This window comes from Sulfitobacter sp. 1A13679 (assembly GCF_043557115.1).
Classification (GTDB): domain Bacteria; phylum Pseudomonadota; class Alphaproteobacteria; order Rhodobacterales; family Rhodobacteraceae; genus Sulfitobacter; species Sulfitobacter faviae.
The window spans coordinates 18,943-36,646 of sequence record NZ_JBIFFO010000027.1; the positions used below are offsets into that span (position 1 = coordinate 18,943).

Below are 17,704 nucleotides of genomic sequence, written 5' to 3' on the forward strand. Positions count from 1 at the left end.
TTTTACCTTGGTCCGATTTTCCCGGTTCAGTGCCCGAGGATCTGGCTCAGGAACAGCTGCGTGCGCGGGCTTTGCGGGTTGTTGAAGAACGCCTCAGGCTCGTTCTGTTCAACAATCTGGCCTTCGTCCATGAAGATCACCCGGTTCGCCACCTGACGGGCAAAGCCCATCTCATGGGTCACGCAGAGCATGGTCATGCCCTCTTCGGCAAGCTCGATCATCGTGTCGAGCACCTCTTTGATCATCTCGGGGTCGAGGGCCGATGTCGGCTCGTCGAACAGCATGACCCGCGGGCGCATGCAGAGCGAACGGGCAATTGCCACACGCTGCTGCTGACCGCCCGAAAGCTGGCCGGGATACTTATTGGCCTGATCGGGGATCTTCACCTTTTCAAGGAAATGCATCGCCGTTTCCTCGGCTTCCTTCTTGGGCGTCTTGCGGACCCAGATCGGCGCCAGCGTGCAGTTCTCAAGGATCGTCAGATGCGGGAAGAGGTTGAAGTGCTGGAAGCACATGCCGACCTCGGAGCGGATCTTGTCGATGTTCTTGAGGTCCGAGCTCAGCAGCGTGCCATCGACCTCAATGGTGCCCTTCTGATGCTCTTCCAGTGCGTTGATGCAGCGGATCAGCGTAGACTTGCCCGAGCCCGATGGCCCGCAGATCACGATCCGCTCGCCCCGGTGCACGGTCAGGTTGATGTCGCGCAGCACGTGGAAGGCCCCGTACCACTTGTTCATGTTGTCGATGCGGATCGCGACTTCGTCGGATACTTTCATTTGTGCGGTCTCAGCCATGCGAGAACCCTCCCTTAACGATGGTCAGTCGCAAGACGGCGTTCCAGCCACTGCGAGTATTGAGAAATGCCGTAGCAGACGATGAAGAACAGCACGGAAGCAAAGAGGAAAAGCTCCCAGTAGACGCCGTTCCAGTCGGTCGAGGCGAGGATCGGACCGCGGATCATGCCGATGATGTCGAACAGCGAGATGACCGAGACCAGCGTGGTGTCCTTGAACAGGCCCACCGCGATGTTCACGATGCCCGGGATCGAGATCTTCAGCGCCTGCGGCAGGATGATCAGCCGCATCGCCTGCGGGTAGTCGAGGCCAAGGCTGTCGGCGGCCTCGTACTGGCCCTTCGGCAGCGCGGCGAGGCCGCCGCGGATCACCTCGGCGATATAAGCCGAGGAGAACATGGTGATCATGATCACAACGCGGATGAAGAGGTCCACACCCGAACCCGGCGGGAAGAAATAGGCCAGCATTACGTTCGCCACGAACAAGAGCGTGATCAGCGGCACGCCGCGAACGAATTCGATGAAGACCACGCAGATGCCTTTAACGATCGGCAGATGCGACTGGCGGCCAAGCGCCAGCGCGATGCCGATGGGCAGCGACAGCGACACGCAGGTGATGCCCAGCATCATGTTGAGCATGAAGCCACCAAGGTCACGGCTCGGGATCGCTTGCAGCAGGGGCGATGCGGGGCGCAGCGCCTCGCCAATAAAGCCGCCGATATACCAGACAATCACCGCAGCGACGACGCCGCCCGCCAGCGCCATGGCAAAGCTCTTCTGCACCAGACGGCTATAGACGACATAGCCCGCCACGACGCCCAAAAGCGCGAAGATCGGCCCCCAGATCGGCCCGCCCCAGATCAGCCAGAAGGCAAGGAACGGGTAGACGCCGGTGAAAAGCAGCAGCTTGCGCGGCAGGTCGATGAAGAGCACGGGTGCGGCGGCAAGGAACAGCAGCACCAGCGCGAGGGTGGGACGCCAGTATTGGTCGCTGGGATATTTGAAGCCAAAGAGCAGTTGATGCCAGCGCTCGCTCAGCACCGAGAAACAGGCCCCGGTCGCGCCGTCCAAAATCTCACGACATTCCGACAGGCTGCTCGCCGACCAGACGCCGTTCAACAGCCAGGGCAGAGAGCCCGAGACCAGAAGATAGAGGAAATAGAGCGCTACAATCGTCAGGATCGCATTCGCCCATGTCGGGAAAAGATTGTCCTTCACCCATTTCAGTGGGCCGCCGACCTTATCCGGCGGGGCCGCAGGCGGCAGCGAGGTTTCACGCACGAAGGCGATGGATTCAGCATGTGTGTCTGACATGGCTTAACGCTCCTTCAGCTTCGTTGCGTTGTTGTAGACGTTCATCACCATGGAGATGCCCAGCGAGATGACGAGGTAGAAGAGCATCAGAAGAACGACGCATTCGATCGCCCGCCCGGTCTGGTTCAGGGTGATCCCGCCCAGCGTCGCGGTGATGTCGGCATAGCCCACGAGGATCGCCAGCGAGGAGTTCTTGGTGATGTTGAGGTAGTTCGAAATGAGCGGCGGGATGATGACGCGCAGCGCCTGCGGCAGCACCACAAGGTTCATGATCCGGCCCGACCGGAGGCCCAAGGCTGCGGCGGCTTCGGACTGGCCCTTGCTGACCGCCTGAATGCCCGCGCGGACGTTCTCGGCAATGAAGGCACCGGTATAGATCGACAGGGCGAACCACAGCGCGATCAGCGGCGCGCCGATCTGGATGCCGCCGCGGAAGTTGAAGCCCTTCAGCGCGGGGTAGTCGAGCCCGATCGGCATGCCCATGATGAAGAACATGATGATCGTCGGCAGCAACAGGATCGCGACCGAAGGCCAGAGCATCGGCAGCAGGCGACCGGTGTCATAAAGCAGCTTGGTCGCATAGCGGCGGTAGGCAAAGACGCCGATCACCGAGGCGACAAAGGTCGCCACCACGATCATCGACCCCGGCCCCCAGACCGGCCCGGGAATATAGACGCCCCGGTTAGTAAAGGCGAAAGAGCCCAGCATCATGCTCGACGCCGGATCGTCACCGCGGAAGGCCGACGGCGCGGGCATGGCGGCGGTCATGATGGTGTAGATGATCAGGATCCAGATCAGCACCGGGATGTTGCGGAAAATCTCGACGTAGCCGGCCATCAGCTTGCGCACGAGCCAGTTGTTCGACAGGCGCAGAACCCCGGCGATGACGCCAAAGATCGTGGCCGTGACACAGGCAAGGAAGGACACCAGCAGCGTGTTGATGATCCCGACCCAAGCCGCCTGAAGGTTCGACGATTGGCTGGTATAGGGGATCAGCGTCTGGTTGATGTCATAGCCCGCCGGATTGCCGAGGAACTGGAAAGAGATGTTCAAACCGGCGGCGCGCAGGTTCGCGGCTAGGTTCGATCCCAGATACCAGATCGCCGTGACCAGCAGCACCAGCGCGATCACCTGAAAGGTGATCGACCGATAGCGGGTGTCGCTCAACAGCATAGATGGCCGGAACGACGCCTTGGGAGGGTCGGAGAATGTCGTCATGTATGTATCCCTGTGTTCCGGCTTGTTTTTTATCGGTGCATTTGGCGCACCTTGGCCGAATCATTTTTGGTCGTAGATCGATTTATCTCGATCGTGGGTTTTTATTGTCTCGTTGGGGTTTCGTCAGTCGTTTTTTGACCGTTCTTCTTTTCAGTAGGGAGCTTTTGTTGGCCAGAGGCAGGCAGCCCCACCGGCCAGAGGCGCAAGGGGCGCAGGAATTCCCGCGCCCCTCGCTTCGCTATTTAGCGGAAGGGCGGTGCGTAGAGCAGGCCACCATCTGTCCACTGGGCGTTCAGCCCGCGTGCCAGACCGATCGGGGTCTCTTCGCCGATGTTCTTGGCAAAGATCTCACCGTAGTTGCCTTCGGCCATGATGGCGCGCTTGGCCCAGTCGGCGTCGAGGCCGATCATCTCACCCAATGTGCCCTCGGTGCCCAAGAGGCGGGCGACTTCGGGGTTGTTGGTGTTGCCGGTCATCTCTTCGATGTTGGCCGAGGTGATGCCCAGTTCTTCGGCAGCGATCAGCGCGTTCAGCACCCAGCGGGTGATGTCGCCCCAATCGTTGTCGCCGTGGCGGACCAGCGGGCCCAGCGGCTCTTTCGAGATGATTTCGGGCAGCAGCACGTGCTCATCGGGGTTTTCGAAGGTCGCGCGTGTCGCGGCAAGGCCGGAGGCGTCGGTGGTGTAGGTGTCGCAGGCACCGGCAAGGTACTGCTGCTGGCCTTCGGCGTTGGTTTCAACCGGGACGGGCTCGTAGCTGATGTTGTTCTTGCGGAAGAAGTCCGCGAGGTTCAGCTCGGTGGTGGTGCCGGTCTGGATGCAGACGGTCGCGCCGTCGAGATCCTTGGCCGAGGAGACGCCGAGCGCTTTCGGGACCATGAAGCCCTGACCGTCGTAGTAGTTCACGCCGATGAAATCGAATTTCAGGTCGGTGTCGCGGCTGAAGGTCCATGTGGTGTTGCGTGCGAGGAAGTCGATCTCGCCCGAAGCCAGCGCGGTGAAGCGGGTCTTGCCGGTTGTCGGCACGAATTCCACGGCGTTCTTGTCGCCCAGAACGGCGGCAGCAACGGCACGGCACACGGCCACGTCGAAACCTTCCCATTCGCCGTTGGCGTTCGGCGCGGCAAAGCCTGCAAGGCCTGTGGTCACGCCACAGTTCAGCTTGCCACGGGCCTTGACGTCATCAAGCGTGGCGGCACCAGCAGCGCCGGCCGCAAGGCCAGCAACGGTCAGCGCGCCAAAAATTACGGTTTTTTTCATTTTTACCTCTTCCTGATAGTCCGCCACGTTCACTGGCGGTTAATCCGACGCCAGATGACGCCGAAAGCGATCTTGTGCAGGGTTTCCCTTGCTCAATGAAAAGCAGTGTGGGCGGATTCAGGTTTGAAGGTCAAGGGCGCGATGGGCAAAATCAGAGCGGGTTTTCACATCGCGGCGCAAAGCTTTTATCAAGTTAAGCAGCTTTGCAAAGCACTATTATTGCACATGCATGTAAAAACGCCTGCCGCTTGATTTCGGCCTCTTGCTCGGCCACGTCATCGCGGCCCCATTGCTCGGCCTGCCATGTCTCATCCAGCCGCGACAGGGCCCAAATTTCCTCGGGGTCAAAGGCCTGTTCGAGCGCGGCAAAGCCAAGGATCAGCGAGCCGGTGAGGCTCACAAGGTCATGAAAAGCCGCCAGTTCAAAGGGATCAAGCGCCGCCGTCCGCCGGTGCAATTGGGCCAGGGCTTCGGGCGCTTGCGGCTCATGCATGATGCCCTCCCGCGTCTCCAACCGCACGCCAAGGGTTTGCGCCGCCCAATCCAGCATCGGATCCCACTCAGACGCTTGCCGGGCGACCAAACCTTCGGGGCTGTCGGCGCGGTAGCACAGAAGATCGCTGTCGCCATAGGCCGCGAGCATCTCGACGACCTCGGCCTTTTGCACCGCGACCTTGTCGATCGCGGCATTGGCGGTCTTGGTCACCGGCATGGTGCGCGGGTCGATCTGTTTCTCCTGCGCCTGCCATTCGGCGGCCACGGCCTCGGCCATGGCGCGGGTCGGCAGGGTCAGCGGGCGCTTGGCCGGGGTTTTCACCCGGCGGCCGTCCAACTCGACGGTGAAACCGTCTTCGACCGCGACCACGGCGGCGTCTTTCCAAAAGCGTTTGGCTTTCCAGTCACTCATGCGGGAATGCTCCAGATTTGTTCCAGTAGGGCGGGCAGCGCCGCGAAATCCTCGACCAGATGCGCGGCGGCGGCCAGCCGTTCCGGGCCGTGATAGCCCCATTTGACGCCGATCCCGGTCACCCCGGCAGCGGCGGCCATGTCCATGTCGAAAGAGGTGTCGCCGATCATCACCGTGGCCTCAGGCCCCACCCCGGCATCGGCCATCGCCTGATGGATCATCGACGGATGCGGCTTGGAGGGATGGAAATCCGCCACCTGCTGCGTGATGAAAAGACCCTCCAGCCCGTGACCGGCGATCAACTTGTCCAACCCGCGTTTCGACTTTCCCGTGGCGACGCCCAACAGCACCTCCGGCTCTGCGTGAAGACGCCGCAACGTCTCAACCGCGCCGGGGTAAAGCGGCGAAGATTGCGCCACGCCTGCCTCAGCCCGCAGTGTCATATAGGCAGCCTTATAGGCTTCAACCATCGCAAGGTGATCCCCCGCCGGGCGCGTGGGGGCCAGCACCGTCATCGCCACATCCAGCGATAGGCCGACGATCGACAGGATCTCGGCCCGCGTTGGCGCGGGCGCCTCCACAGCCGCAAAGGCCGACGTCATCGCCGCGACGATATCGCCTTGGCTGTCGACCAGCGTGCCGTCGACGTCAAAGATCACCAAACGGAGCGGTTTGCTCATTGCAGCGACTCGAAAGGGTCTTCTTCGGCGAGATCCTCGGTCCAACCGAAGGTGTCCCAGCTATGCGCCATGTGGTCGGGCAGTTCAGCGGTGATGGTGACCACCTTGCGCGTGTGCGGATGCTCGAAACGCATCATCCGCGCATGCAGATGCAGCTTCTTCGAGATGATCCCGCCCAGTTGCGCGCCCCAGCCATCGCCGAGGTTCTCCTGCCCCGAGCCGCCGTATTTGCCGTCACCGACGATCGGATGCCCGATCTCAGCCATATGCGCTCGCAGCTGGTGGGTGCGGCCCGTGACCGGCTCCATCGCCACCCAAGACGCGCGCGAGCCGACGCGGAAGAGCGTGGCATAAAGCGTATGCGCGCGTTTCGCGCCCGGCGTGTCGTCCATGTCGCGCGGGTGCACGGCGATCATCTTCTCGCCCTCGCCCTTGCGGCCATGGCCGCCGGCCTTGACCAGACCGTATTTGATCTCGCCCAAGTACGGTGTCGGCACGCCCGCGACGATGGCCCAATAGATCTTGCGGGTTTCGCGGTGCCGCATCGCCGCCGTCAGCGATTTGGCCGCCGCGCGGGTCCGCGCCAGCAGCAGCACGCCCGAGGTGTCGCGGTCGAGCCGGTGCACGAGGCGCGGCTTCTCCTCGGCGTCGAAGGTCAGCGCCTCGGACAGAGCATCGACATGCCGATCCGCCTGCCCCGAACCGCCCTGCACCGCCAGACCGGCGGGCTTGTTGAGCGCGATGACATGGTCGTCGCGGTAGATCACGCAGTTGCGGATCATCTTGGCATCCGCCTCGGTGATGCGTGTCCGCTTGGGCGGCGGGGGCGGCGCGGCATCGGGCAGCGGCGGCACGCGCACCTGCTGGCCCGCCTCGAGCCGGGTGTTAGCCTTGACACGGCCCCCATCGACACGGATCTCGCCCTTGCGGCACATCTTCTCGATGAGGCCTTGATTGATCTGCGGAAACATCCGCTTGAACCAGCGGTCGAGCCGCTGGTCGCCATCACCCTCGGCGACGGTCACTGTCTGTACGCGGCTCATGCCAATACCTCTCGGGCCAACCAGAGGCCCAGCAAACAGGCGGCCAGCGACAAGATCACCGAGGCCCCCACATATGAAAATGCAACAGCGGCGCGGCCTGCCTCAAGCAGGCGCAGCGTGTCGAGTGAAAACGCCGAAAAGGTCGTGAAGCCGCCCAGAAGACCAGTCATCAAGAAGGGCAGCAGCAGCGTCTTGTCGGCCAAGGATACCCAAACGACGCCGATCGCCAGCGACCCTGCGACGTTCACCGCCAGCGTGCCCAAAGGGAAGCCGACGGCGAGACCGACAAGGTAGCGCAGACACGCGCCCAAAGCGCCGCCGAGCGCCACCATGATCAGTGTTTTCATCATCGACACCCCATCGCGCTTGCGCGGGCCGGAGTCAAGTTTTCCGCTTTGCCCGCAGCCCGGCAAAGTAGTCCTGCCGCTTTTTCAACTCCCGCTCGAAACCGCGCTCGACCGGCTCATAGAGGTTCGGCCGTTCCATCGTGTCGGGAAAGTAGTTCTGCCCCGAAAACCCGTCTTCGGCATCATGGTCGTAGGCATAGCCGCTGCCGTAGCCTTGCTCCTTCATCAGCTTGGTCGGCGCGTTAAGAATGTGCTTGGGCGGCGGCTCTGACCCGGTGCTACGCGCCAGCCGTCGCGCGCCCTTGTAAGCCTTGTAGACGGCGTTGGATTTCGGCGCGAGGCAGATGTAGGTCAGCGCCTGCGCGATCGCGAGTTCGCCCTCCGGGCTGCCAAGCCGCTCGTAGGTCTCCCAGGCCTGAAGGCAGAAGGCCTGTGCCTGTGGATCTGCCAGACCGACATCTTCAACCGCCATCCGTGTGATCCGCCGCATCAGGTAGCGCGGGTCCTCCCCGCCCTCGAGCATTCGGCCCAGCCAGTAGAGCGCCGCGTCTGGGTCCGATCCACGCATGGATTTATGCAGCGCCGAGATGAGGTTGTAATGCGAATCCCCCGATTTGTCGTATTGCGCGGCACGGCGCATGAGGCGCTTTGACAGCCCCGCCTTGTCGAGCGGGCCGTCGTCCTTCCAGGCGGTCACCTGTTCGATCAGGTTCAGAAGCGCCCGCCCGTCGCCGTCGGCCATCTCCAAAAGCGCCTCGCGCGCCTCGGGTTGCAGCGGCAGGGGTTTGCCCTGCTCGCGTTCCGCCCGCTGCGCCAGACGCTCCAGATCCTCATGCGGCAGGCGTTCCAGCACCAGCACCTGTGCGCGGCTCAGCACGGCGGCGTTTAACTCGAAACTGGGATTCTCGGTGGTGGCGCCGACCAGAAGGATGGTGCCATCCTCCATATGCGGCAGGAAGCCGTCCTGCTGGGCCTTGTTGAAACGGTGAATCTCGTCGACGAAAAGAAGCGTCCCCTGCCCCTGACGGCGGCGCATCTTGGCGGCCTCGAAGACCTTGCGCAGTTCCGGCACGCCCGAGAAGATCGCGCTGATCTGCACGAAATGCAGATCGGTCTCATCCGCCAAAAGCCGCGCGATGGTGGTCTTGCCCACGCCGGGCGGGCCCCAGAAGATCAACGAAGACAACGCGCCGGCTGCCAGCATCACCGTCAGCGGCGCGTCGGGCCCCAGCACTTTTTCCTGCCCGATCACCTCGGCAAGGGATTTCGGCCGCAGCCGGTCGGCAAGAGGGCGGTGGCCGCCCTCTTCCGCTTTTCCCGTCTCTCCGAACAGATCCGCCACGCTACCCCCTGAACCGCAGCGCCATGCGCCGGTCGCCCCGTTGTATCACCATCTGGATGCGGCGCACCTGCCCCGAGAGCAGCGCCGCGAGGGCGGCGGTATCTTCCACCGCCACGCCGTTGACCGAGAGTATCACGTCGCCATCGCTGAGCCCCACGCGCGGGCCGAAGCGTCCGGCGTCGAGCACCACGACGCCCGCGCTTTCCAAGGGCAGGTTCATCTCGGCAATGACCGCCGGGTTGATCCGCGCCGCTTTGAGGCCCGGCAGCAGGCTGCGCGCGCCCAAGGTGACCTCGGCACGGTCCGGCACGTCGGGCGCGGCGATCAGAGCCACGGTCACCTCTTGCAGCCGCCCCTCGCGCATGACACCCACGCGCGCAGAATGGCCCAGCCCCGCCACCGACATGCGGTAGATCATCTCGGCGGGCGTATTCACCGGCTGGTCGTCGACGCTGACGATCACGTCGCCAACCTTCAACCCCGCGCCGTTGAAGGGGCTGGCGGGATGCAGCCCGGAAACGATGATCCCGCCCGGACGGTCCAGCCCCAAGGGCCCCGCCATGTCGGCATCGACTGGCTGGCCTGAAAGCCCCGCCCAGGGGCGCTGGAAAGCGGTCTCCCCGGCGCGGGCCTGTGCGACGAAGGCGGCGACCAGATCGGCGGGAATGGCGAAACCGATGCCGTTGCTGCCGCCCGAGCGGGTCAGGATCGAGGTGTTCACTCCGATGAGCCTTCCGCCCATGTCAATGAGCGCCCCGCCGGAATTGCCCGGGTTGATCGGCGCGTCGGTCTGGATGAAATAGCCCTGACCTCCCCCGCCCGCGGCGCCAGAGCGGGCCAGCCCCGAGACGATCCCGCTCGACACGGTCTGGCCCACGCCGAAGGGGTTGCCGATGGCCAGCGTCAACTCGCCCACCTCTACCGCGTCGCTGTCGCGCAGCTTGAGAAAGGGCAGGTCCTCCGCGCCTTCGAGTTTGAGGATCGCAAGATCGCTGTCGGCATCGCCCAGAAGCACCCGGGCGCTGTACTCGCGCCGGTCGTTCAGCACGACGCGGATGTCGGTGGCGGTGCCGACGACGTGGTAGTTCGACACGACGATCCCGTCAGCAGAGAGGATCACGCCCGAGCCGAGCGAGTTCTGCACCCGGGGCCGCTCGGAGAAAGGATCGCGAAAGAACCTTTCGAAGAAAGGGTCGGCCTGCAGCGGCGTGCGGCGCGCTTCGGTGATGGTGCGGGCGTAGATGTTCACGACCGCCGGCGCGACCTCTTTGACCAGCGGCACGAAACTCAACTGCATCTGCGCGGCCGAGCTTGGCACCTGCTGCGCCGCCAGGGGGGCGGCGAGCAACATCAGGATCAGCAGGAGGTATCTCATACCCCCAGATATGCGCAGGGTCCCGGCCCGGTGCAACTGCGATTTCTCTGCGCGAGGGCCCGGAAAAGAAAAAGCCCCGCCGAATGGCAGGGCTTTCCGATCCGCGATAGGCGGGGATCTTATTCTGCCGCTTCTTCCTCGGCCAGACGCGCCTTGTCAGCAGCGCCCTTGGCGTCGCGGTCGCGGTCGACGAATTCGATGATCGCCATCGGCGCCATGTCACCATAGCGGAAGCCGGCCTTCAGAACACGGACGTAGCCACCCTGACGGTCCTTGTAGCGCGGGCCCAGCACGTCGAACAGCTTGGCGACATACTGGTCTTCTTTCAGCTTCGACGCGGCCTGACGGCGGGCGTGCAGGTCGCCGCGCTTGGCCAGCGTGATCATCTTTTCGATGATCGGCTTCAGTTCCTTGGCTTTCGGCAAGGTGGTCTTAATCTGCTCATGCTCGATGAGCGAGCCTGCCATGTTCGAGAACAGCGCCTTGCGGTGTTCATGTGTACGGTTCAGGCGGCGGTATCCACGTGCGTGACGCATTGTCTTACTCCAATCGTGATGCCCTCTACGGGCGGTTTTGCTTTGTCTGGCCCGCGATGCGTGTCACGAGCTCACCTTGGGGCGTGTGCCCGGTCTTCACGGCACCCGATTTCTTTGAAAGAAATCGGCCCCGGAAACTTTGAAAGTTTCCGGGCACCGTATCTTAGAACGAATCCTCGAACTTCTTGGCGAGGTCTTCGATGTTCTCTGGCGGCCAGTCCTCGACGTCCATGCCAAGGTGCAGACCCATGCCCGACAGCACTTCCTTGATCTCGTTCAAGGACTTGCGGCCGAAGTTCGGGGTGCGCAGCATCTCGGCTTCGGTCTTCTGGATCAGGTCGCCGATGTAGACGATGTTGTCGTTCTTCAGGCAGTTCGCCGAACGGACCGAGAGCTCCAGTTCGTCGACCTTCTTCAGCAGCAGCGGGTTGAACTCGAGACCGTCGTCGTCGTCCTGACGGGACGCCGATTCCGGCTCGTCGAAGTTGACGAAGATGCCAAGCTGGTCCTGCAGGATGCGCGCGGCGAAGGCCACGGCGTCGTCCGGCGTGATGGAGCCGTCTGTTTCGACCTTCATGGTCAGCTTGTCATAGTCCAGCACCTGGCCCTCACGGGTGGGCTGCACGTCATAGGAGACCTTCTTGACCGGCGAATAGATCGCGTCGATCGGAATGAGACCGATAGGCGCATCTTCGGGCTTGTTCTTGTCGGCAGAGACATAGCCCTTGCCGGTGTTAACGGTCAGCTCCATGTAGACATCTGCACCATCGTCGAGGTGGCAGATCACATGCTCGCGGTTCAGAATCTCGATACCGGCGGATTCGGAGATGTCACCGGCGGTGACGACGCCCGGGCCCTTGGCGGAGATCGACAGGCGCTTCGGCCCTTCGACTTCCATGCGCAGGCTGACGCCCTTGAGGTTCAGGATGATGTCGGTCACGTCTTCGCGCACACCGGCGACGGAGGAGAACTCGTGCAGCACGTTGTCGATCTGCACGGAGGTGATTGCCGCGCCCTGCAGCGAGGACATCAGCACGCGGCGCAGCGCGTTGCCGAGGGTCAGACCGAAGCCCCGCTCCAGCGGTTCGGCCATGACGGTTGCCTGACGTGCGGGGTCGTTGCCCGGCTTGACGTCAAGCTGTTGCGGCTTGATCAATTCAGCCCAATTCTTGTGGATCATGCGTCCCTCCATCCTTGTTTGTGCCTCATGTCCAAATGACACAAACGCTCGAGGTTTCTGAAAAGCGGTATGGGGCCGCACGCAAGGCGCGACCCCATGTAAAACAATCCCGGCTTAAACGCGGCGGCGTTTGGGCGGGCGGCAGCCGTTGTGGGCCATCGGGGTCACATCACGGATCGAGGTGATGTTGAAACCGGCGGCAGCAAGGGCGCGCAGGGCGCTCTCGCGGCCCGAACCGGGGCCCTGCACTTCGACTTCCAGCGTCTTGACGCCGTGATCCTGTGCCTTGCGGCCCGCGTCTTCGGCGGCCATCTGGGCGGCATAGGGTGTCGACTTGCGCGAACCCTTGAAGCCCATGGTGCCAGCAGACGACCAGGAGATCGCGTTGCCCTGCACGTCCGAGATCAGGATCTTGGTGTTGTTGAAGCTCGAGTTCACATGCGCCACGCCTGCGGCGATGTTCTTGGAGACCTTACGCTTGGTGCGTGTCTTATCGCGTGCCATTGATCGGACCCTCCCTTATTTCTTCTTGCCAGCAATGGCCTTTGCGGGGCCTTTGCGTGTGCGTGCGTTGGTATGGGTGCGCTGGCCGCGAACCGGCAGGTTGCGACGGTGGCGCAGGCCACGGTAGCAGCCGAGGTCCATCAGGCGCTTGATGTTCATCTGCGTGTCACGACGCAGGTCGCCTTCGACGGTGTAGTTGGCGTCGATGTGCTCACGCACGGCCAGAACTTCGGCGTCGGACAGCTCGTTGACCCGGCGGGTCTCGTCGATGCCGACAGCTTCGCAGATGGCCTTGGCGGAGGAGCTGCCAATACCGGTGATATAGGTGAGGGCGATGGGAACCCGCTTTGCAGTCGGGATGTTTACGCCGGCAATACGTGCCACGTTAGCTATTCCTTTTCGTTGCGGGTCCGTGATTCCAGACCCTTTTTTCACAACACAAGCCCGAGGCGGTAAGACCATCGGGCTAAGGCTGATCAGGTGATCTTGCGGGGTCGGGCGGAACCCTTGCCGCAGTTTGATTCTCTTACGAGATAGGGGTGACTATGAGGTTTTGCGCAGGGCGTCAAGGCCCGCACAAAACTCTACGCTGCTCCGCCGCGCGAAGGCAAAGGACAGCGCCCCCTGCCCCGCGCGGCCGGGAAATCACTTGTCGAGAACCTGCGCGATCGCGCCGCGCACTTCTTCGATCTGGCCCAGACCGTTCACGCCGCTGAGCATGTCTTTGGCATAGTAGTAGCCGATCAGCGGAGAGGTCTGTTTGTAATAGGCCATCAGACGGGTTTTGAGGCTTTCCTCATTGTCGTCTGCGCGGCGCTTGAACTCGGTCTCGCCGCAGTTGGTGCACTTACCATCTTCGGGGATCGGTTTGGTCAGGTCGTTATAAACCTCGCCACAGCTTGCGCAGGTGGAACGGGCGGTGATGCGCGCCACCAGCGCCTCATCGTCGACCTTCATCTCGATCACAGCGTCGAGGGTCTGGCCCTCTTGCGCCATCAAATCGGCCAGCGCATCAGCTTGCGCCAGCGTGCGGGGGAAACCGTCAAAGATGAAGCCGCCATGCTCGGCCTTGTCGGTCAACTTTTCGCGGATCAGGCCGATGACAATTTCGTCGGTGACCAGCGCGCCGCGGTCCATGACGTCAGCCACGATCTTGCCCATCTCCGTGCCGCTGTCCTTGGCTTCACGCAGCATGTCGCCGGTGGAGAGCTGAACCATGTTGCGGGTCTCGACCAGATGACGTGCTTGGGTGCCTTTGCCTGCGCCCGGAGGCCCGAGTAGGATAATATTCATCGACGTACGGGGCTCCGTTTCTTGCGTGTACCTTTGCCTTTGCCCGCGCCCTTGCCGCGCAGCTGAGACTTCTCAAGCAGACCTTCATACTGGTGCGCCAGCAGATGGCTTTGAACCTGTTGGATCGTGTCCATGGTGACCGAGACGACGATCAGCACCGATGTGCCACCAAAGTAGAAGGGAATGGCGAACTGGCCGCGCAGAATCTCGGGCAGAACACAGACCGCCGCCAGATAGGCCGACCCGAGGACAAGGATGCGGTTGACCACATACTCCAGATACTCAGCCGTGCGCTTGCCGGGACGAATGCCGGGAACAAAGCCGTTCTGGTTCTTCAGGTTGTCGGCCACATCATCAGGTTTGAAGCTGACGTTGAAGGTGTAGAAATAGGCGAAGAAGACGATCATGCCAACGAAGAACAGCAGGTAAAGCGGCTGACCGGGGCCGAAGTTCGCCAAGAGCCAAGACATCACTGGGCTGGTAGAATTGCCCGAGAAGGTGCTAACCGTGACCGGCAGCAGCAGCAGCGAGGAGGCGAAGATCGCCGGGATCACGCCCGCCGGGTTCACCTTCACCGGCAGGTGGCTGGTGCCGCCGTCGTACATCTTCATGCCGACCTGGCGGCGGGGGTATTGAATGTGGATCTTGCGCAGGGCCCGCTCCATGAAGACCACGAACATGATCGTCGCGATCACCATGACCAAGACGCCCACGATGACGGCGGGGCTGATGGCGCCCGAACGGCCCGAGGCGAAGAACTGCGCAATGGCGGCGGGAACCTCGGCGATGATGCCGACGAAGATGATGAGCGAGATGCCGTTGCCGATGCCGCGTGCGGTGATCTGCTCACCCAGCCACATCAGGAACATGGTGCCGCCCACGAGGGTAATCATACAGGCCGCGATAAAGCCGAAACCCATCTGGCCATCGGCCACGATGTCACCGGCCTGAAGGCTCACGGCAAGGCCATAGGACTGCAAAGTCGCCAGCGCCACGGTACCGTAGCGTGTATACTGGTTGATCTTCTTGCGCCCCTGCTCGCCCTCTTTCTTGAGCTGTTCCAGCGCAGGCACCATGGAGGTCAGCAGCTGAACGATGATCGAGGCCGAGATATAGGGCATGATGCCCAGAGCGAAGATACCCATCCGGCCAAGCGCGCCGCCGGTGAACATCGACACCATGCCGCCGATGCCTTGGCCTGCGCTCTCCATAAAGTCACGCAGTGCGCCACCGTCGATGCCGGGAACCGGAATGAAGGTGCCAAGGCGGTAAACGATAAGCAGCCCGAGCGTGAACAGAATCCGGTTGCGCAGGTCTGTTGCCTTGCCCAATGCGGACCAGCTCGTGTTCGCGGCCATGTTTTCGACGGCAGATACCATGAGGGGTCTCTTCTCTTGTTGCGAAAACGCCGCCCGGGCCGTTTTCCGGCGGGCGGCGTTCGGGAAAACTTGAGGTTATGTAAGCGGCTGGCGCGCCGCTCACAAGCCTTAAGGCCGCTTTACTCGGATGCCTCGGCCGCCTTGGGGGCGGTCACGGTCACCTTGCCGCCTGCCTTCTCGACCGCCTCGATGGCGGACTTGGAAGCGCCCGCGACATTCAGGTCGATCTTGGAGGTGATGTCACCCTTGGCCAGAACGCGGATACCGTCCAGCTCACGACGGACCAGACCGGAAGCGACCAGCGCTGCGGCGTCGATTGTGTTGCCCGCGTCGAGTTTCTTCGCGTCGATGAATTTCTGGATCAGGCCCAGGTTAACGACAGCGAAGGATTTGCGGTTCGGCTTGTTGAAGCCGCGCTTGGGCAGACGCTGGTAGATGGGCATCTGGCCGCCTTCGTAGCCGTTGATGCTCACACCCGAGCGGGACTTCTGACCCTTGATACCACGGCCACCCATTTTACCCTTGCCAGAGCCGGGACCACGGCCAACGCGCATACGCTTCTTGGCTGCGCCTTCGTTGTCGGAAAGTTCGTGCAGTTTCATGTCGCTTCTCCTTATGCCGGAAATGGCCCCCAGCGACGGGAGTGGCCAAACGCGGCGTTGCGATTCCATTGCGACCCAACACGGGCCACCGGGGGCGTATAGGGGATGGCGGGGGGCGTGACAAGGGGGGCGTGGCGACTACCTCCAGCGCCTCACCCCTGTCGACCTAATCCCACCGGCTAGTGGCAATGATATGGCTTTGATCCGGCATGGCAACATCGCCCCGGCGGTGAGGATTTTCTACATCCGCCCCCATGGGCGGGGCCGTCGGGGGTACTTAGTTGGCTGGTTTGCATCTGAACCGACGCGAAGGACGGCCCACCAGCCGCCACAAATATAACGGCGAGTATAGCAAAGGGTTTCATCGTTAATCCTATCCGTTTACGCCCCGAAAAAATGCGTGAGGCCATTCAACGGTAAATGTTAACGAAATATTAACAAGTGTTGAAAACGAGTGGGCGAAGGAACCGACCTCTCGAATCCCCCCAGTAAGCGGACCGAACGCGTACCAAGCGCGCCTCAGCATTCGCCTGCCAAACCCGCAAATCCCACAACGCAAAACGCCCCGCAGTTCCCTGCGAGGCGTCTTCGTAGGACGGTCCCCCGCCCTACCGCTGAACCCTAGGTTCAGCCTTTCTCTTCAACGATCTCGACCATATGCGAGACCTTGTTGATCATGCCGCGCACGGAAGGTGTATCTTCCAGCTCACGGGTGCGACCCATTTTGTTGAGGCCGAGGCCGACCAGCGTTGCGCGCTGTTTGGCGGGGCGGCGGATCGGCGAACCGACCTGCTTGATTACGAGTGTCTTGGCCATGCTTATGCCTCCTCAGCCACTTGTGCGGAGGACTCTACGTTGTCTTCACGCTTGGGCAGAATGTCAGCCACTTTCTTGCCGCGACGCTGCGCGACGGAACGGGGCGATTGCTCTTTCTTCAGACCGTCCAAAGTGGCGCGGATCATGTTGTAGGGGTTCTGCGAACCGACCGATTTGGACACAACGTCTTTCACGCCCAGCATCTCGAACACGGCACGCATCGGACCACCGGCGATGATACCGGTACCTTCAGGTGCTGTGCGCATGATGACGCGGCCTGCGCCGTGACGACCATGCATGTCGTGGTGCAGAGTGCGGCCTTCGCGCAGCTGAACGCGGATCATCTGACGCTTGGCTTGCTCGGTCGCCTTGCGGATGGCCTCGGGCACTTCTTTCGCTTTACCCTTACCAAAGCCGACGCGGCCTTTCTGATCGCCCACGACCACGAGTGCGGCGAAGCCGAAACGCTTACCACCCTTAACGGTCTTGGACACGCGGTTGATCGCGACCAGACGGTCAGCGAATTCCGGGGTCTCGTCGCGTTGGTTGCGGCGGTTGCCCCCACGGTTGTCATCTCTTGCCATCTGGCACCTTCCTTTTTCTGTGGCCTTATGCGGCCCTTAGGATCAATCCTGGTGGGCCGATGGCCCCCGGATCATCGAGAGGGCCAACCGGGCCCTCTTCGCAGGAAAGCTATGCGCGGGGCATAGCCTTCGTATGAGAGCGGGTGCGTGGTTGCCCACGCACCGCACAATCAGATCTTCAAACCGCCTTCACGCGCGGCGTCGGCCAGAGCCTTCACCTTGCCGTGGAAGAGGAAGCCGCCACGGTCGAAGTAAGCTTCTTCGACGCCGGCTTTCTTGGCACGTTCGGCAATCGCGGCACCGACTTTGGTCGCTGCTTCGATGTTGTTCTTGCCGACAACGCCCAGATCCTTCTCCATGGAGGAGGCGGAAGCCAGTGTCACGCCGTTCACATCGTCGATCAGCTGGGCCGAGATGTTCTTGGACGAACGGTGTACCGACAGGCGAAGACGCCCGGCGTTGACTTTGCGGAGTTTGTTCCGAACGCGCATGCGGCGCTTCAGGAACAGCTGTCGTTTGGTATTTGCCATCA

20 protein-coding genes are annotated in these 17,704 nt (G+C 62.2%); all 20 read right to left on the reverse strand.

The genetic code is table 11. The features are described 5' to 3' along the window. Positions 1 to 26: 26 nt before the first annotated feature. The 20 genes from ACGYLA_RS17375 to rplR all read right to left on the reverse strand — a co-directional run bounded on the left by ACGYLA_RS17375 (position 27) and on the right by rplR (position 17,702). Positions 27 to 794 (reverse strand): amino acid ABC transporter ATP-binding protein, encoded by a 768-nt coding sequence (locus ACGYLA_RS17375; RefSeq protein ID WP_067263096.1) that lies wholly within the window; start codon positions 792 to 794, stop codon positions 27 to 29. Positions 795 to 808: 14 nt separating this feature from the next. Then, entirely contained in the window at positions 809 to 2,107 is a 1,299-nt protein-coding gene (locus ACGYLA_RS17380) for an amino acid ABC transporter permease (protein WP_271692981.1), read from the reverse strand. A gap of 3 nt (positions 2,108 to 2,110) precedes the next feature. After that, entirely contained in the window at positions 2,111 to 3,325 is a 1,215-nt protein-coding gene (locus ACGYLA_RS17385; RefSeq protein WP_394434146.1) for an amino acid ABC transporter permease, read from the reverse strand. Positions 3,326 to 3,567: 242 nt separating this feature from the next. Beyond that, a complete protein-coding gene (locus tag ACGYLA_RS17390; protein WP_209218372.1) occupies positions 3,568 to 4,584 on the reverse strand; it encodes an amino acid ABC transporter substrate-binding protein in 1,017 nt (338 codons plus the stop codon). Between the two features lie 193 nt (positions 4,585 to 4,777). Then, positions 4,778 to 5,491: an ATP12 family chaperone protein gene (locus ACGYLA_RS17395; RefSeq protein ID WP_394434148.1), complete on the reverse strand. Its 714-nt coding sequence runs from the start codon at positions 5,489 to 5,491 to the stop codon at positions 4,778 to 4,780. Then, a complete protein-coding gene (locus ACGYLA_RS17400) occupies positions 5,488 to 6,171 on the reverse strand; it encodes an HAD-IA family hydrolase (RefSeq protein ID WP_394434150.1) in 684 nt (227 codons plus the stop codon). Before ACGYLA_RS17400 ends, ACGYLA_RS17395 begins: the two co-directional genes overlap by 4 nt. Next, complete coding sequence (locus ACGYLA_RS17405) at positions 6,168 to 7,214, reverse strand: RluA family pseudouridine synthase (protein ID WP_394434152.1); 1,047 nt, start codon at positions 7,212 to 7,214, stop codon at positions 6,168 to 6,170. The genes ACGYLA_RS17400 and ACGYLA_RS17405 overlap by 4 nt, the downstream gene beginning before the upstream one ends. Then, on the reverse strand, positions 7,211 to 7,564 hold the full coding sequence (locus ACGYLA_RS17410) for a fluoride efflux transporter FluC (RefSeq protein ID WP_394434154.1): 354 nt from the start codon (positions 7,562 to 7,564) through the stop codon (positions 7,211 to 7,213). The genes ACGYLA_RS17405 and ACGYLA_RS17410 overlap by 4 nt, the downstream gene beginning before the upstream one ends. Before the next feature lie 31 nt (positions 7,565 to 7,595). After that, positions 7,596 to 8,903, reverse strand: a complete 1,308-nt coding sequence (locus tag ACGYLA_RS17415) for a replication-associated recombination protein A (protein WP_394434156.1) — start codon at positions 8,901 to 8,903, stop codon at positions 7,596 to 7,598. A 1-nt stretch (position 8,904) separates the two neighbouring features. Beyond that, positions 8,905 to 10,278: a trypsin-like peptidase domain-containing protein gene (locus ACGYLA_RS17420; protein ID WP_394434158.1), complete on the reverse strand. Its 1,374-nt coding sequence runs from the start codon at positions 10,276 to 10,278 to the stop codon at positions 8,905 to 8,907. Positions 10,279 to 10,397: 119 nt separating this feature from the next. Continuing rightward, positions 10,398 to 10,814, reverse strand: coding sequence for a 50S ribosomal protein L17 (gene rplQ / locus ACGYLA_RS17425; RefSeq protein ID WP_067263154.1), 417 nt, complete (start codon positions 10,812 to 10,814; stop codon positions 10,398 to 10,400). A 163-nt stretch (positions 10,815 to 10,977) separates the two neighbouring features. Then, the gene (locus ACGYLA_RS17430; RefSeq protein WP_007118862.1) at positions 10,978 to 11,994 is read right to left on the reverse strand and encodes a DNA-directed RNA polymerase subunit alpha; all 1,017 of its coding nucleotides are present in this window, start codon (positions 11,992 to 11,994) and stop codon (positions 10,978 to 10,980) included. Between the two features lie 114 nt (positions 11,995 to 12,108). After that, on the reverse strand, positions 12,109 to 12,498 hold the full coding sequence (gene rpsK, locus ACGYLA_RS17435) for a 30S ribosomal protein S11 (RefSeq protein WP_067263152.1): 390 nt from the start codon (positions 12,496 to 12,498) through the stop codon (positions 12,109 to 12,111). A gap of 15 nt (positions 12,499 to 12,513) precedes the next feature. Then, the gene (rpsM, locus tag ACGYLA_RS17440) at positions 12,514 to 12,882 is read right to left on the reverse strand and encodes a 30S ribosomal protein S13 (RefSeq protein ID WP_067263150.1); all 369 of its coding nucleotides are present in this window, start codon (positions 12,880 to 12,882) and stop codon (positions 12,514 to 12,516) included. A 261-nt stretch (positions 12,883 to 13,143) separates the two neighbouring features. Beyond that, positions 13,144 to 13,791, reverse strand: a complete 648-nt coding sequence (locus ACGYLA_RS17445; RefSeq protein ID WP_394434160.1) for an adenylate kinase — start codon at positions 13,789 to 13,791, stop codon at positions 13,144 to 13,146. Continuing rightward, entirely contained in the window at positions 13,788 to 15,170 is a 1,383-nt protein-coding gene (gene secY, locus ACGYLA_RS17450) for a preprotein translocase subunit SecY (protein WP_209218380.1), read from the reverse strand. Before secY ends, ACGYLA_RS17445 begins: the two co-directional genes overlap by 4 nt. Positions 15,171 to 15,289: 119 nt before the next feature. After that, complete coding sequence (gene rplO / locus ACGYLA_RS17455) at positions 15,290 to 15,772, reverse strand: 50S ribosomal protein L15 (protein ID WP_067263142.1); 483 nt, start codon at positions 15,770 to 15,772, stop codon at positions 15,290 to 15,292. Between the two features lie 627 nt (positions 15,773 to 16,399). Then, positions 16,400 to 16,588: a 50S ribosomal protein L30 gene (gene rpmD, locus ACGYLA_RS17460; RefSeq protein ID WP_067267994.1), complete on the reverse strand. Its 189-nt coding sequence runs from the start codon at positions 16,586 to 16,588 to the stop codon at positions 16,400 to 16,402. A gap of 2 nt (positions 16,589 to 16,590) precedes the next feature. Continuing rightward, entirely contained in the window at positions 16,591 to 17,172 is a 582-nt protein-coding gene (gene rpsE / locus ACGYLA_RS17465; RefSeq protein ID WP_067267992.1) for a 30S ribosomal protein S5, read from the reverse strand. Between the two features lie 170 nt (positions 17,173 to 17,342). Further along, positions 17,343 to 17,702 (reverse strand): 50S ribosomal protein L18, encoded by a 360-nt coding sequence (rplR, locus tag ACGYLA_RS17470; RefSeq protein WP_271692971.1) that lies wholly within the window; start codon positions 17,700 to 17,702, stop codon positions 17,343 to 17,345. Between the last annotated feature and the right edge of the window lie 2 nt (positions 17,703 to 17,704).